Here is a 13,569-nt window from a genome sequence, read left to right as displayed (position 1 = left end):
TTACCCGATTATCGGCAGTCTGCGGATAATAAAGCGTGTCAGCATTGCTGATATCACCAGAGGCACACCCAGCGGAAATTGTAATAAATTCAAAAAATACCAGATAGCATCCGGCAAAGAGCCGAAAAGCTCCGCCAAATTGGTTGACTTGGGCAAAAACCAGTCAATAATAATCGGAATAAATTCAGTGGTGACATAAAACAAGGCAAAAAATAAGAAAAATTTAGCCACAATACCTTTAAAAATAAAACCGAATGCCCCGCTGAACAATGTAGTTAGTAATCGCCCCATAATTTCACCTATGCACTTAATAACTTACGCAATGCGATAAACGCCCATACCAAGGAAAACACAGATTCAAAAACGCCCCGATTCTGTTCTATCAGCGGACAATGAGAATCAATTTTATAGTCCTTCCCCAAAAACGGCACGATCCAAACAGGACACTCCGCATTACGAGGTGTTAATTTAAAATTCTGTAATTCAGGAAAGAATGATTTATAAGGATTTAATATCTGTTCAGCAGTTGGCATTTCCAAATCAGGATATTTAATATCAGCATCAACTTCTTTATCGATATCAGGTTTATTCGGATCAGGATTATTATCAACATTAATGTTCAATTCTTTATTTAACTCTTCAATGCTTTTTATATCACTGTAAGGCTCAAAACCTTTCAATAATTCAACCAATGGTATTGAATCTGTATTTAAGGCTTTTTTTACCTCAGATTCCGTGAAGGTTTTTTCCGTTGAAAAAGGGATGCCTTTATAATCAGGTGAAAGAGACGTTTCTAACATTAAAGAATTTATAGCATCCGAAAGTTGCTTAGCTGTAACATACATATCTTTAGCCGATTCAATATTAACTATTTTATCAGATTTAGATATTCCATCATAAACAGGATTATCTCTTAAGATTTTTAAATATGAATTTTCTGATTGAACCCAATCACCATTATAATTTTTAAATTCATAGTCATAATTTGCAGTAACAGTATAAATAGGCGTGTCTTTTGTTACTTTAAGATCTCGAAGATTGGAAAAACGACAATTGTTTTTATCGCATGTATTTGATATTACTCCCTGTTCAATATCATAAAGAAAAGCATCATTAGCAAGAGAATCTAAATTATTAGAAAATAGATAAGGTCGCGTACCACCTGAACCAACAGCAACATAAAATTGATAATTAGGTAAATTAAGGTCATCTGAAATAACCGATTTAATATCACCCGTTGTAAACTCAATTCCGTTAATCACACCAGGATGATTAAATTGCTCTGCAATAAAAGCAAATGTAGCTAAGCCAGAAGCTGTTTTTAAAAAACTAGGTTTTATAGACAGATTGGTAATTGATTTTGTCAATCCTGCTCTGGTGCCATTGACTAACGTTAAATAAACGGCATCATTTGCTGCCACAGGTAAAGCCCTTGAAGCAATTAATCGGGTAATACCCGTCCTAATCGCATTTTGACCAAGCAAAGCAACAACAGCAGGTACAAAAGCATAACTAATTGCTGAAAAAAATATAAGAAAGATAAAAATATTTGTTTTTTTCATAATTAACTTCTATTTATTAATAAGCAGTTAATCCTTGCACAACAGCCCAACCGCAAAGAATACCTGTAAAAAAGCTCATTAGTTCCCACATAAAGACCTCTAAAAAGGGGCGGTAAAGCCCCTTATCCATTAAAATGCATTGAGCATACGAGCGACTTTTTTAATTCCCATTACAACTACAGCAACGCCCATGATAGTACCCGCGACAGCAACAATGCCTGTAATGATTGGTCCTACATCGATTTGTTTAATAAGACCATCAAGGTAATTACCATTTGTTACTGCATCATCAACAGCAAACGCAGATGAACTTAAAGCCATAGAAGCAACAACGCCTGATTTCAAATAAACATTAGAAATAATATTTTTAATTTTCATATAGCACCTATAAATTTACCATTTTTATCATTCGCCCCAATCCATAACCTAATAAATAAAAGATTAAGACAAGCCCTAACCCTGCCCCTAGAATATTCTCATTAATATTCCCCAAAGGTGGGTTATTTAAAATTACTGAATTCTGAATTTTTATTACTTCAGACTTTGATAATTGCAAAATAACATTATTACAAACATTTTCATGACAGAGGTTTGTTGTTATTTCAATCTGCCCCTCCATATGAAAAACCTTATTTTGATGGAATTAATTTAATTCTTTTTATTTTTAAAGAGCCAAAGTCTCCCACGGTGAATGAGGAATCATCTAATGTATAAAATCCAGCAGAATAAGGCTGCTCATCTTTATCCAACTGAATAATAAATTTTTCAGGGTAAACGCCACCATTATAGATATAAGCAGTTTGCTCTCTGAAATTTAATACTTCACCTGTTGATTTTGAAACAACTTGTTTCGTATTAACCTTACCGTCAACTTCATTAATTTCGATTTTTAACATGAGTAGATACCTATTTAAAAAGGACATTGATTGGTTTTCAATTTTTCATTTAATAACGTTTGATATATCGGAGGAATATCAAATTTTATATTCATATCACTAATGTGCTCTTCTCTGATTATCATGGATAAAACAGTGTTAATATCCCCATTAAAAAAATGGAACACTTTAGCAATATTTTTAGAAGCTTGTTTTCTTAACCATCTTACTTTTGCTTCAATAGAATCAGTAGCTTTCCTGCCTAATAATTTAGGTATAGGTTTTGGCTCGCTGGGATTTATTTGCGCAGCATAATCACACAGACCTACATAAGTTCCTGTAATATCAAGAAGAACATCAATAGACACTTTCTTTAATTCAACCTCAGAGCGATACCAAATCCCTGTTATTTTTTGTTCTAAGGCTTTATCATAAACACGCCAGAATACACGAGACTGGCGAGATCCCACTCGTAAAACATCAATAGAACGGTTGCCATTCCCATCATATTCAAATTCGACTTTGCATTTAAGTTTAGGGCCTCTTCCGCCATAAAATGCATCATCTTCAAATGCTTTTTTAGCAGCATCAACCGTAAATATACCGTCGTAATCATCGGTTGCTAAATCGATTCTATTGATATCAGTAATATCTAAAAAAGAGAGCCATTTATGAATTTTTTGTGGTGTTGTGCCATTAAAAACATGAGCACATCCATGACCGTTAATTTGGACAAAAAAAGAATCATTATTACCGCCCCAAAAAACAACGCCATATCGCTCACATCCGCCTTCATCACTATAAAGACTCGCTGAATCGGAATAATAATGACCGCCATACCCTAATGGTGCACCCATATAGAGCCCAAAAACAGAAGATAGCCATGTTCTCAATCGTGAAAAATAACAATTGAATACATCGTTCAAATACTGTTCTATCTGTTCTTCAGACATAACATCATTTTCCACACTCGGAAATTGCTCATAACTATCCGGAACTCGATAAACATTTGATTTTTTATAATTACGATACGATGGTAACGTCTTAAACTTTTTCCAGTTAAATCCTTTTTCCTGAAATTTATCGACATCCTTCATAACAGAAAAAGGTGCAGAGAATGCAAACCAGTCAATAATTACAGGTCGCTCATAAGGCACTGAAGGAATTGAAGTTGAAATCAAATTTTTATCAAATGGAGCATTGAATTCTCCAGATAAATTTTGTTTCTTATTCACCGCAAACCTCTCTGTAACCAATAAAATCCCCTGATGTTGCCGTTGTTGGTGCTAAAACAAAATTTTGATGGAAGTGGAATACACATTCTTTTACCAGTTCATCAAATGACCGGAAAAAATCCCAATCAGTACCAATATTGGCATTGATCCCATATCCGTCGATGAAGTGAAAGTAGATGATATTCATGAGCCCCTCCATTTGTGCACATTTACACAGTTGCAAAAAGTATAAATGACAAAACAAATGTGCACAAGAGTAAATGTGCACGTTTGTAAACATGGAATATTCCAATACAATACAAAAAAAGTGACGGGAGGAGCTATGTCCAGAAAAAGCATAGGGATCAGCAATGATCGCTACCTTAAGATTGAAAGAGCCGCAGTTGACATTACGGCAAAGACGGGAAAAGTAACCAAGTGGTCTGAAATTGTTAACTTTCTGATTGATGAATACCTTCAGGAAGCCAAACTCGACATGATTTCCAAGGATGACAAAGAGAAAAAGTGATTCTCCTTTGGCATAAAAAAAAGTTAGATAAGTTGTCTGAATGTCCCTAGTTCCCCTGAGACTACCCCCGTAATACAGGACGGGGGTTTGGCGTGGGCAAAAAGTTACTTTTTCATTTTCAGCACAAAACATGACAGCGTTTTCCCATAGAAGTAATGGAAAAATGGTATCAAGTTAAAAAAGTATTTTTCGGCAGTAAGGGCGTCAAAACGTACTCATTTTTTTTGATGCACAAAAATGATGCAATACATGAAATAATGAAACCAAGGTAGCGTAATGAAAAACAAAGAAATCACCTTAGAAAAAATGTATTTACTAATCAGAAATAGTTATATCTCAATGTTTCCATATGCATTTGAGAACTATCAAGAAATGCTCACATATACATTTAATCATGATATCGAAAAAACCGGTTTGCCAATAATCATTTATATTTCAAATGATTACTACAGTGATGACAACTCCAGCCTAGTTAAACATATAAGAATTGAACCAATAACAGAAAAATTTGAATTGCTTTCAGCCGAAGTTAAAGAAGAAACAAATAAAGTAATTTCACAATTAACTAGTGATATCGAAAATATAATTAGTGATTTTAATTCATTGCATAGCTGGTTAATCAGAGAAGGTTTAATAATAAAACAAGAACGAAAATTTGATTCTACAATCTATTTCATGACTAAAAGCTTCATGGATTTAAAAAAGCTACCACTCTGATTCGCACAATGCACTCTATGTGTAAAGACGAACCTTCTCGATTGCGGTAAACCCCAAAACCATTCTACCGCAATCGCTCAGAACCCTTTTGTAACATAGCGTCAAACATTATGCGAACCAAGGGGTAAAATAAGGAAATCTATCTCTTAGATATTAGATACACCTAATCCATCTATTTCATCCTCAGACTTATAAAGCTCTAACGCATCTTCAGAAAATGTCTTTTTAGGATAATCATTCTTTTTCGAGTCATACCAAACACATATGACATCGCCTAAATTGGAATACCCATCAACAGTCATCTTTGGGCTGCCCGATTTTAATCTGACAACGTCACCACTATTAAATTTTTCTGACATAAATCACCCATTATTTTTACGTCCATACCCAATGTATGGCTCTTATAAAGACATTGGGTAATTTTCTGATTTTTCAAGCTTCATTAGGCGAAATCTTCATCCAATCACCCAAAACCGCTTTAACACAGTGTTGGCATAAATCTAATTTTAACTGTTGTCCATCACCGAAAACTGAACCATATCCGGCTTGGCGATCTACGGATAAAAACTCATGAAATTCAGCATCATCAACGTATGCATGCAGTTTACAGCGGTCACATGACTTTGCTGATACCATAAGAGATTGATAGGTAGAAAAATATTGCATTTTAGCCTCATCGCTTCAGCGTTCTTTTGTCTCCGACCATCTTACACCTTAACTGCTGTTAATTCCGTGGACATGAAAAACACGCTGTTCAGGGCGCAGGCGCGGTTTCCTGCTACCCGATAAGTCCCCTCGTTTTATCGGCGAATTCGTGACAGCGTAACAGGACACTGCTGAGTGTCGCCTTACATGCCCTGACGGGCATCGGTTGATAATTGTGATTAACGTAGGCATACTGAGCGCTGAAGAAAGATATATTTCTCTTGACTCGAGATTACATCCTGATTCATTAAAGCCCCGTTCCGTTAAACCGGTTCGGGGTTTTTCTTATTTATCTTTCAATATGTTAAATCACGAATAATGCGCACCGCTCCTCGTAAAACTGCGGTGCGGCACGCATTATCCGCGATTTAATCAGCTTACAAATCACTATTTCTTAACCTGATCCAGTAAAGACGCTAACTTTAAATAATCAAACGCATTATCTATACCTGAATGAAGTAATCGATTGATTTTTTCACTTAATAATAAAAAACGTTCACGTTCTTTTTTTCTTTCATTACAAAGTGTTAGCAACCCAGTAATGATAATAATATCATGAGGATATCCACTATCTGCGGCTAAAGCTGAAAGACGCTCATAACAGTATTCTGGTAAGGTGATCGTTAATTCCTTTTTTCGTCCCTGTGACAAAAAATCTTCAATTACAAAGCCTTTTTTATTCATAAAATCATAGACTTCATGGGTTTTATCTTTCAAATTATCATCACTTTCAATAGCATCTAAAAAGAGCTTTATGTATGAAAAATCAGCCATAAAAACCCCCTTTTCATGGTTTAAATCACTTTGACTTGTAGCAGCACAATAATATCTGTTTTGGTGTTTGCCTTAGACTTACCGGATAAAAAACCTTGAGGTAGAAAACTAAAGCCTGTTTCACCTTCTTCGACTTTGTTTTCAGCCAGACCACCTAGCACAATCACATCACCACTTTTTACGGTCACATCAGTTACTATATCCCGTTTAATCAGTGTCGGAGACTGATTAACGCCAGTATCCGTTTTGACGAAGTTAGATAACTGTTGTTGGATTTTCAAATCAATCGCTTGGCTTTTTATCGTCGGCTGAATATCAAAAATGACCCCGCTTGAACGATACTCGACCGACTGAACCGGACGACCATCCTGATATGTCACACTCGATAAAATCGGCACATCAGAGCCAACACTGAAATTACCCTTTGAACCGGATTTAACACGTAAAGTCGGACTGCTGATCACATGAAAACGTTGGTCAGTGCGGAACAACTCAATCATCGCATCCAAATTACCTGTATTAATGGTAATGAAGTTTTCATAATTCTGCTTTGTGCCGATATTAATCCCCAGCTTGCCAGATAATAATTTAGCTAACAGATTGATTCCACTGCCTTCTTTCTCAATATCCTGCACTTCAAACACATAGCCTGTCACCACTACTTCACGGGATGGTGTATCAACCGCACTCAGCACACTTTCAACCCGTGATATTTCATCTTTTGTACCGTAAAAAACCAGTTTATCACCACTGGCAGCAACCTCGCCCTCGGTTTTAAGAAAGCCCTGTAAATACTCAACATCACGATGAATCGGACTATAAACAAAACTCTGTTTAATCACTTTCGGCTCTGGCGGTTTAACTTTAGCCAGATAAACAACGCCTTTTTTCTCATAAATACGGATATTCATATTTTGAAAATAACGGATAATGAATTGATTAAAATCTTGTTTTTCAGTCGCATGAAAACTAATCAGGCTGGTATCGTTAGCTAAATTCGGGTCAAGCATGTAAGGCTTTTGCAATACTTCATCATAAATCAGTGAAATCGCTTTCGGCAACGGCACGGCTTCCAGCTTGAAATCCACATTTTTCGCTACTGCGGGTAATGCCAAAAAAATTAACACACCAAGCCATCTGCTCACGGCAAGCCTCCTGAATAGTAATTGACTAACTGTCCGTCTATTTCGCCCTGTAATAATCTGCCGTTAAACTGAAACTGACTGCGAGGCTCAAGGCGTAATAGCCCTTGTTTATCCGCCAAAATCACGTATGCCTTCCCTTCCCTGACTAATTCGCCAGTAATACGCCATTTTGTTGATAAAACAGGTTTAGATGAAATGACAGGCAAACTAATTGACGGATTAACACCTGAGGAAATCGTGTTAACAGGTTGCACCTGACCCGATTGTTCTAAATTGAGGTATTGATTGAAATAGTCGTAAACAAAATACGCTGAAACAGCAAGCCCTATAGGAACAAGTACAATTATCATCAATACTTTAGTCGATGAAAAAATAGACTGACGTTTATCAGTTTTGACCGTATTCGGATTATTACCTTCAACTGATTTATAAAGCTCAAAAATCGCCTTATCATATTTTTCCTGATAGTAATTCATCCGGTTAGATTTGGTAATTTTCGCGCCCTGAAATACATCAACCCGATAGCGGTTGCTCAACCCTAAAGAAACATGTTTTTGCATTCGGTATGTGGTTTCAATACGGGCTTTAATAAAACGAGGAATATCAGTTACTGTCTGATTAATCACCACCAAATCAGACATCACGCCCGTTTCTTCATGGACAAAATGCCCGTGTTCGGCAATAAAAGAACGGTGATTTTTCGGGATATCTTTATCACTACCCCAGACGCGCCAAACTTCATCAATCACCACCAAATCGCCCGCCTGACAGAACGTTGCCTGATTTTCAATTGATGGTAAAAAATCCTCGGCAATACACTGACTGTTCTCAACATGCACCAGTGAGCCCAATTTATCCGGTGATAATTTCCTGTTTTGTTTCAGACAGAAATGCTTAATTTTTTCCTCATTCAGCCCGTAGATATTGGAAATGACACGACGACCGGACGCAATCGCCGGCACAATCACAGACTTCACAACTTCATAAGATTTACCGGAACGTGGAACCCCCACATATGCAGTAATCGGCATACAAATCCCCTTACCCGATTATCGGCAGTCTGCGGATAATAAAGCGTGTCAGCATTGCTGATATCACCAGAGGCACACCCAGCGGAAATTGTAATAAATTCAAAAAATACCAGATAGCATCCGGCAAAGAGCCGAAAAGCTCCGCCAAATTGGTTGACTTGGGCAAAAACCAGTCAATAATAATCGGAATAAATTCAGTGGTGACATAAAACAAGGCAAAAAATAAGAAAAATTTAGCCACAATACCTTTAAAAATAAAACCGAATGCCCCGCTGAACAATGTAGTTAGTAATCGCCCCATAATTTCACCTATGCACTTAATAACTTACGCAATGCGATAAACGCCCATACCAAGGAAAACACAGATTCAAAAACGCCCCGATTCTGTTCTATCAGCGGACAATGAGAATCAATTTTATAGTCCTTCCCCAAAAACGGCACGATCCAAACAGGACACTCCGCATTACGAGGTGTTAATTTAAAATTCTGTAATTCAGGAAAGAATGATTTATAAGGATTTAATATCTGTTCAGCAGTTGGCATTTCCAAATCAGGATATTTAATATCAGCATCAACTTCTTTATCGATATCAGGTTTATTCGGATCAGGATTATTATCAACATTAATGTTCAATTCTTTATTTAACTCTTCAATGCTTTTTATATCACTGTAAGGCTCAAAACCTTTCAATAATTCAACCAATGGTATTGAATCTGTATTTAAGGCTTTTTTTACCTCAGATTCCGTGAAGGTTTTTTCCGTTGAAAAAGGGATGCCTTTATAATCAGGTGAAAGAGACGTTTCTAACATTAAAGAATTTATAGCATCCGAAAGTTGCTTAGCTGTAACATACATATCTTTAGCCGATTCAATATTAACTATTTTATCAGATTTAGATATTCCATCATAAACAGGATTATCTCTTAAGATTTTTAAATATGAATTTTCTGATTGAACCCAATCACCATTATAATTTTTAAATTCATAGTCATAATTTGCAGTAACAGTATAAATAGGCGTGTCTTTTGTTACTTTAAGATCTCGAAGATTGGAAAAACGACAATTGTTTTTATCGCATGTATTTGATATTACTCCCTGTTCAATATCATAAAGAAAAGCATCATTAGCAAGAGAATCTAAATTATTAGAAAATAGATAAGGTCGCGTACCACCTGAACCAACAGCAACATAAAATTGATAATTAGGTAAATTAAGGTCATCTGAAATAACCGATTTAATATCACCCGTTGTAAACTCAATTCCGTTAATCACACCAGGATGATTAAATTGCTCTGCAATAAAAGCAAATGTAGCTAAGCCAGAAGCTGTTTTTAAAAAACTAGGTTTTATAGACAGATTGGTAATTGATTTTGTCAATCCTGCTCTGGTGCCATTGACTAACGTTAAATAAACGGCATCATTTGCTGCCACAGGTAAAGCCCTTGAAGCAATTAATCGGGTAATACCCGTCCTAATCGCATTTTGACCAAGCAAAGCAACAACAGCAGGTACAAAAGCATAACTAATTGCTGAAAAAAATATAAGAAAGATAAAAATATTTGTTTTTTTCATAATTAACTTCTATTTATTAATAAGCAGTTAATCCTTGCACAACAGCCCAACCGCAAAGAATACCTGTAAAAAAGCTCATTAGTTCCCACATAAAGACCTCTAAAAAGGGGCGGTAAAGCCCCTTATCCATTAAAATGCATTGAGCATACGAGCGACTTTTTTAATTCCCATTACAACTACAGCAACGCCCATGATAGTACCCGCGACAGCAACAATGCCTGTAATGATTGGTCCTACATCGATTTGTTTAATAAGACCATCAAGGTAATTACCATTTGTTACTGCATCATCAACAGCAAACGCAGATGAACTTAAAGCCATAGAAGCAACAACGCCTGATTTCAAATAAACATTAGAAATAATATTTTTAATTTTCATATAGCACCTATAAATTTACCATTTTTATCATTCGCCCCAATCCATAACCTAATAAATAAAAGATTAAGACAAGCCCTAACCCTGCCCCTAGAATATTCTCATTAATATTCCCCAAAGGTGGGTTATTTAAAATTACTGAATTCTGAATTTTTATTACTTCAGACTTTGATAATTGCAAAATAACATTATTACAAACATTTTCATGACAGAGGTTTGTTGTTATTTCAATCTGCCCCTCCATATGAAAAACCTTATTTTGATGGAATTAATTTAATTCTTTTTATTTTTAAAGAGCCAAAGTCTCCCACGGTGAATGAGGAATCATCTAATGTATAAAATCCAGCAGAATAAGGCTGCTCATCTTTATCCAACTGAATAATAAATTTTTCAGGGTAAACGCCACCATTATAGATATAAGCAGTTTGCTCTCTGAAATTTAATACTTCACCTGTTGATTTTGAAACAACTTGTTTCGTATTAACCTTACCGTCAACTTCATTAATTTCGATTTTTAACATGAGTAGATACCTATTTAAAAAGGACATTGATTGGTTTTCAATTTTTCATTTAATAACGTTTGATATATCGGAGGAATATCAAATTTTATATTCATATCACTAATGTGCTCTTCTCTGATTATCATGGATAAAACAGTGTTAATATCCCCATTAAAAAAATGGAACACTTTAGCAATATTTTTAGAAGCTTGTTTTCTTAACCATCTTACTTTTGCTTCAATAGAATCAGTAGCTTTCCTGCCTAATAATTTAGGTATAGGTTTTGGCTCGCTGGGATTTATTTGCGCAGCATAATCACACAGACCTACATAAGTTCCTGTAATATCAAGAAGAACATCAATAGACACTTTCTTTAATTCAACCTCAGAGCGATACCAAATCCCTGTTATTTTTTGTTCTAAGGCTTTATCATAAACACGCCAGAATACACGAGACTGGCGAGATCCCACTCGTAAAACATCAATAGAACGGTTGCCATTCCCATCATATTCAAATTCGACTTTGCATTTAAGTTTAGGGCCTCTTCCGCCATAAAATGCATCATCTTCAAATGCTTTTTTAGCAGCATCAACCGTAAATATACCGTCGTAATCATCGGTTGCTAAATCGATTCTATTGATATCAGTAATATCTAAAAAAGAGAGCCATTTATGAATTTTTTGTGGTGTTGTGCCATTAAAAACATGAGCACATCCATGACCGTTAATTTGGACAAAAAAAGAATCATTATTACCGCCCCAAAAAACAACGCCATATCGCTCACATCCGCCTTCATCACTATAAAGACTCGCTGAATCGGAATAATAATGACCGCCATACCCTAATGGTGCACCCATATAGAGCCCAAAAACAGAAGATAGCCATGTTCTCAATCGTGAAAAATAACAATTGAATACATCGTTCAAATACTGTTCTATCTGTTCTTCAGACATAACATCATTTTCCACACTCGGAAATTGCTCATAACTATCCGGAACTCGATAAACATTTGATTTTTTATAATTACGATACGATGGTAACGTCTTAAACTTTTTCCAGTTAAATCCTTTTTCCTGAAATTTATCGACATCCTTCATAACAGAAAAAGGTGCAGAGAATGCAAACCAGTCAATAATTACAGGTCGCTCATAAGGCACTGAAGGAATTGAAGTTGAAATCAAATTTTTATCAAATGGAGCATTGAATTCTCCAGATAAATTTTGTTTCTTATTCACCGCAAACCTCTCTGTAACCAATAAAATCCCCTGATGTTGCCGTTGTTGGTGCTAAAACAAAATTTTGATGGAAGTGGAATACACATTCTTTTACCAGTTCATCAAATGACCGGAAAAAATCCCAATCAGTACCAATATTGGCATTGATCCCATATCCGTCGATGAAGTGAAAGTAGATGATATTCATGAGCCCCTCCATTTGTGCACATTTACACAGTTGCAAAAAGTATAAATGACAAAACAAATGTGCACAAGAGTAAATGTGCACGTTTGTAAACATGGAATATTCCAATACAATACAAAAAAAGTGACGGGAGGAGCTATGTCCAGAAAAAGCATAGGGATCAGCAATGATCGCTACCTTAAGATTGAAAGAGCCGCAGTTGACATTACGGCAAAGACGGGAAAAGTAACCAAGTGGTCTGAAATTGTTAACTTTCTGATTGATGAATACCTTCAGGAAGCCAAACTCGACATGATTTCCAAGGATGACAAAGAGAAAAAGTGATTCTCCTTTGGCATAAAAAAAAGTTAGATAAGTTGTCTGAATGTCCCTAGTTCCCCTGAGACTACCCCCGTAATACAGGACGGGGGTTTGGCGTGGGCAAAAAGTTACTTTTTCATTTTCAGCACAAAACATGACAGCGTTTTCCCATAGAAGTAATGGAAAAATGGTATCAAGTTAAAAAAGTATTTTTCGGCAGTAAGGGCGTCAAAACGTACTCATTTTTTTTGATGCACAAAAATGATGCAATACATGAAATAATGAAACCAAGGTAGCGTAATGAAAAACAAAGAAATCACCTTAGAAAAAATGTATTTACTAATCAGAAATAGTTATATCTCAATGTTTCCATATGCATTTGAGAACTATCAAGAAATGCTCACATATACATTTAATCATGATATCGAAAAAACCGGTTTGCCAATAATCATTTATATTTCAAATGATTACTACAGTGATGACAACTCCAGCCTAGTTAAACATATAAGAATTGAACCAATAACAGAAAAATTTGAATTGCTTTCAGCCGAAGTTAAAGAAGAAACAAATAAAGTAATTTCACAATTAACTAGTGATATCGAAAATATAATTAGTGATTTTAATTCATTGCATAGCTGGTTAATCAGAGAAGGTTTAATAATAAAACAAGAACGAAAATTTGATTCTACAATCTATTTCATGACTAAAAGCTTCATGGATTTAAAAAAGCTACCACTCTGATTCGCACAATGCACTCTATGTGTAAAGACGAACCTTCTCGATTGCGGTAAACCCCAAAACCATTCTACCGCAATCGCTCAGAACCCTTTTGTAACATAGCGTCAAACATT

The 13,569-nt window shown here is 35.6% G+C and carries 23 protein-coding genes; 4 read left to right on the top strand and 19 right to left on the bottom strand.

The features are described 5' to 3' along the window. The 7 genes from LG402_RS09540 to LG402_RS09510 all read right to left on the bottom strand — a co-directional run bounded on the left by LG402_RS09540 (nucleotide 1) and on the right by LG402_RS09510 (nucleotide 3,859). A complete protein-coding gene (locus LG402_RS09540) occupies nucleotides 1-291 on the bottom strand; it encodes a DUF2523 family protein (protein ID WP_227336846.1) in 291 nt (96 codons plus the stop codon). Between the two features lie 8 nt (nucleotides 292-299). Continuing rightward, nucleotides 300-1,562, bottom strand: a complete 1,263-nt coding sequence (locus tag LG402_RS09535; protein WP_227336845.1) for a hypothetical protein — start codon at nucleotides 1,560-1,562, stop codon at nucleotides 300-302. Between the two features lie 129 nt (nucleotides 1,563-1,691). Then, entirely contained in the window at nucleotides 1,692-1,940 is a 249-nt protein-coding gene (locus tag LG402_RS09530; RefSeq protein ID WP_227336844.1) for a hypothetical protein, read from the bottom strand. Nucleotides 1,941-1,947: 7 nt separating this feature from the next. Next, a complete protein-coding gene (locus tag LG402_RS09525; RefSeq protein ID WP_227336843.1) occupies nucleotides 1,948-2,181 on the bottom strand; it encodes a hypothetical protein in 234 nt (77 codons plus the stop codon). A 10-nt stretch (nucleotides 2,182-2,191) separates the two neighbouring features. After that, on the bottom strand, nucleotides 2,192-2,458 hold the full coding sequence (locus LG402_RS09520) for a single-stranded DNA-binding protein (RefSeq protein ID WP_088499277.1): 267 nt from the start codon (nucleotides 2,456-2,458) through the stop codon (nucleotides 2,192-2,194). A gap of 14 nt (nucleotides 2,459-2,472) precedes the next feature. Next, nucleotides 2,473-3,672 carry a replication initiation factor domain-containing protein gene (locus tag LG402_RS09515; RefSeq protein ID WP_227336842.1) on the bottom strand — a complete coding sequence of 400 codons (1,200 nt, stop codon included), beginning with the start codon at nucleotides 3,670-3,672 and terminating at the stop codon, nucleotides 2,473-2,475. After that, nucleotides 3,665-3,859 (bottom strand): hypothetical protein, encoded by a 195-nt coding sequence (locus LG402_RS09510; protein ID WP_227336841.1) that lies wholly within the window; start codon nucleotides 3,857-3,859, stop codon nucleotides 3,665-3,667. Before LG402_RS09510 ends, LG402_RS09515 begins: the two co-directional genes overlap by 8 nt. 135 nt (nucleotides 3,860-3,994) lie before the next feature. Here LG402_RS09510 and LG402_RS09505 point away from each other — a divergent pair, with 135 nt between their 5' ends. Further along, complete coding sequence (locus LG402_RS09505) at nucleotides 3,995-4,180, top strand: hypothetical protein (RefSeq protein ID WP_041705353.1); 186 nt, start codon at nucleotides 3,995-3,997, stop codon at nucleotides 4,178-4,180. Nucleotides 4,181-4,456: 276 nt separating this feature from the next. After that, entirely contained in the window at nucleotides 4,457-4,897 is a 441-nt protein-coding gene (locus LG402_RS09500) for a hypothetical protein (RefSeq protein WP_227336840.1), read from the top strand. 146 nt (nucleotides 4,898-5,043) lie between these two features. Here the strand turns inward: LG402_RS09500 and LG402_RS09495 are convergent, their stop codons facing one another. The 12 genes from LG402_RS09495 to LG402_RS09440 form a co-directional block, all read right to left on the bottom strand. Further along, the gene (locus tag LG402_RS09495; RefSeq protein ID WP_198794402.1) at nucleotides 5,044-5,256 is read right to left on the bottom strand and encodes a YodC family protein; all 213 of its coding nucleotides are present in this window, start codon (nucleotides 5,254-5,256) and stop codon (nucleotides 5,044-5,046) included. Between the two features lie 73 nt (nucleotides 5,257-5,329). Further along, complete coding sequence (locus tag LG402_RS09490; RefSeq protein WP_227336850.1) at nucleotides 5,330-5,563, bottom strand: hypothetical protein; 234 nt, start codon at nucleotides 5,561-5,563, stop codon at nucleotides 5,330-5,332. A gap of 426 nt (nucleotides 5,564-5,989) precedes the next feature. After that, entirely contained in the window at nucleotides 5,990-6,376 is a 387-nt protein-coding gene (locus LG402_RS09485; protein ID WP_227336849.1) for a hypothetical protein, read from the bottom strand. 20 nt (nucleotides 6,377-6,396) lie between these two features. Next, complete coding sequence (locus tag LG402_RS09480; protein ID WP_227336848.1) at nucleotides 6,397-7,521, bottom strand: type II secretion system protein GspD; 1,125 nt, start codon at nucleotides 7,519-7,521, stop codon at nucleotides 6,397-6,399. After that, nucleotides 7,518-8,552, bottom strand: coding sequence for a zonular occludens toxin family protein (locus tag LG402_RS09475; protein ID WP_227336847.1), 1,035 nt, complete (start codon nucleotides 8,550-8,552; stop codon nucleotides 7,518-7,520). Before LG402_RS09475 ends, LG402_RS09480 begins: the two co-directional genes overlap by 4 nt. A gap of 10 nt (nucleotides 8,553-8,562) precedes the next feature. Further along, nucleotides 8,563-8,853: a DUF2523 family protein gene (locus LG402_RS09470; RefSeq protein WP_227336846.1), complete on the bottom strand. Its 291-nt coding sequence runs from the start codon at nucleotides 8,851-8,853 to the stop codon at nucleotides 8,563-8,565. Between the two features lie 8 nt (nucleotides 8,854-8,861). Next, nucleotides 8,862-10,124 carry a hypothetical protein gene (locus tag LG402_RS09465; RefSeq protein ID WP_227336845.1) on the bottom strand — a complete coding sequence of 421 codons (1,263 nt, stop codon included), beginning with the start codon at nucleotides 10,122-10,124 and terminating at the stop codon, nucleotides 8,862-8,864. Nucleotides 10,125-10,253: 129 nt separating this feature from the next. Next, the gene (locus LG402_RS09460) at nucleotides 10,254-10,502 is read right to left on the bottom strand and encodes a hypothetical protein (protein WP_227336844.1); all 249 of its coding nucleotides are present in this window, start codon (nucleotides 10,500-10,502) and stop codon (nucleotides 10,254-10,256) included. A 7-nt stretch (nucleotides 10,503-10,509) separates the two neighbouring features. Further along, nucleotides 10,510-10,743 (bottom strand): hypothetical protein, encoded by a 234-nt coding sequence (locus LG402_RS09455; RefSeq protein WP_227336843.1) that lies wholly within the window; start codon nucleotides 10,741-10,743, stop codon nucleotides 10,510-10,512. 10 nt (nucleotides 10,744-10,753) lie between these two features. Beyond that, the gene (locus tag LG402_RS09450; RefSeq protein ID WP_088499277.1) at nucleotides 10,754-11,020 is read right to left on the bottom strand and encodes a single-stranded DNA-binding protein; all 267 of its coding nucleotides are present in this window, start codon (nucleotides 11,018-11,020) and stop codon (nucleotides 10,754-10,756) included. Nucleotides 11,021-11,034: 14 nt separating this feature from the next. Beyond that, nucleotides 11,035-12,234, bottom strand: a complete 1,200-nt coding sequence (locus LG402_RS09445) for a replication initiation factor domain-containing protein (RefSeq protein WP_227336842.1) — start codon at nucleotides 12,232-12,234, stop codon at nucleotides 11,035-11,037. Then, a complete protein-coding gene (locus LG402_RS09440) occupies nucleotides 12,227-12,421 on the bottom strand; it encodes a hypothetical protein (protein WP_227336841.1) in 195 nt (64 codons plus the stop codon). Before LG402_RS09440 ends, LG402_RS09445 begins: the two co-directional genes overlap by 8 nt. Before the next feature lie 135 nt (nucleotides 12,422-12,556). Here LG402_RS09440 and LG402_RS09435 point away from each other — a divergent pair, with 135 nt between their 5' ends. Further along, nucleotides 12,557-12,742, top strand: coding sequence for a hypothetical protein (locus LG402_RS09435; RefSeq protein WP_041705353.1), 186 nt, complete (start codon nucleotides 12,557-12,559; stop codon nucleotides 12,740-12,742). A gap of 276 nt (nucleotides 12,743-13,018) precedes the next feature. Then, nucleotides 13,019-13,459, top strand: coding sequence for a hypothetical protein (locus tag LG402_RS09430; protein WP_227336840.1), 441 nt, complete (start codon nucleotides 13,019-13,021; stop codon nucleotides 13,457-13,459). The last annotated feature ends 110 nt before the right edge of the window (nucleotides 13,460-13,569 follow it).

It is taken from the genome of Proteus sp. NMG38-2 (genome assembly GCF_020640995.1).
Taxonomy (GTDB): domain Bacteria; phylum Pseudomonadota; class Gammaproteobacteria; order Enterobacterales; family Enterobacteriaceae; genus Proteus.
The sequence above is the reverse complement of the archived record's forward strand: the minus strand, read 5'-3'. Positions and strand labels throughout refer to the sequence as shown.

Bases quoted from the DNA above. Each gene is read 5' to 3' on its own strand.
- LG402_RS09435 (WP_041705353.1), top strand. From the start codon at position 12,557: ATGTCCAGAAAAAGCATAGGGATCAGCAATGATCGCTACCTTAAGATT.
- LG402_RS09510 (WP_227336841.1), bottom strand. From the start codon at position 3,859: ATGAATATCATCTACTTTCACTTCATCGACGGATATGGGATCAATGCC.
- LG402_RS09495 (WP_198794402.1), bottom strand. From the start codon at position 5,256: ATGTCAGAAAAATTTAATAGTGGTGACGTTGTCAGATTAAAATCGGGC.
- LG402_RS09470 (WP_227336846.1), bottom strand. From the start codon at position 8,853: ATGGGGCGATTACTAACTACATTGTTCAGCGGGGCATTCGGTTTTATT.
- LG402_RS09500 (WP_227336840.1), top strand. From the start codon at position 4,457: ATGAAAAACAAAGAAATCACCTTAGAAAAAATGTATTTACTAATCAGA.
- LG402_RS09455 (WP_227336843.1), bottom strand. From the start codon at position 10,743: ATGGAGGGGCAGATTGAAATAACAACAAACCTCTGTCATGAAAATGTT.
- LG402_RS09525 (WP_227336843.1), bottom strand. From the start codon at position 2,181: ATGGAGGGGCAGATTGAAATAACAACAAACCTCTGTCATGAAAATGTT.
- LG402_RS09460 (WP_227336844.1), bottom strand. From the start codon at position 10,502: ATGAAAATTAAAAATATTATTTCTAATGTTTATTTGAAATCAGGCGTT.
- LG402_RS09530 (WP_227336844.1), bottom strand. From the start codon at position 1,940: ATGAAAATTAAAAATATTATTTCTAATGTTTATTTGAAATCAGGCGTT.
- LG402_RS09450 (WP_088499277.1), bottom strand. From the start codon at position 11,020: ATGTTAAAAATCGAAATTAATGAAGTTGACGGTAAGGTTAATACGAAA.
- LG402_RS09520 (WP_088499277.1), bottom strand. From the start codon at position 2,458: ATGTTAAAAATCGAAATTAATGAAGTTGACGGTAAGGTTAATACGAAA.
- LG402_RS09505 (WP_041705353.1), top strand. From the start codon at position 3,995: ATGTCCAGAAAAAGCATAGGGATCAGCAATGATCGCTACCTTAAGATT.
- LG402_RS09440 (WP_227336841.1), bottom strand. From the start codon at position 12,421: ATGAATATCATCTACTTTCACTTCATCGACGGATATGGGATCAATGCC.
- LG402_RS09540 (WP_227336846.1), bottom strand. From the start codon at position 291: ATGGGGCGATTACTAACTACATTGTTCAGCGGGGCATTCGGTTTTATT.
- LG402_RS09475 (WP_227336847.1), bottom strand. From the start codon at position 8,552: ATGCCGATTACTGCATATGTGGGGGTTCCACGTTCCGGTAAATCTTAT.
- LG402_RS09485 (WP_227336849.1), bottom strand. From the start codon at position 6,376: ATGGCTGATTTTTCATACATAAAGCTCTTTTTAGATGCTATTGAAAGT.
- LG402_RS09430 (WP_227336840.1), top strand. From the start codon at position 13,019: ATGAAAAACAAAGAAATCACCTTAGAAAAAATGTATTTACTAATCAGA.
- LG402_RS09490 (WP_227336850.1), bottom strand. From the start codon at position 5,563: ATGCAATATTTTTCTACCTATCAATCTCTTATGGTATCAGCAAAGTCA.
- LG402_RS09535 (WP_227336845.1), bottom strand. From the start codon at position 1,562: ATGAAAAAAACAAATATTTTTATCTTTCTTATATTTTTTTCAGCAATT.
- LG402_RS09465 (WP_227336845.1), bottom strand. From the start codon at position 10,124: ATGAAAAAAACAAATATTTTTATCTTTCTTATATTTTTTTCAGCAATT.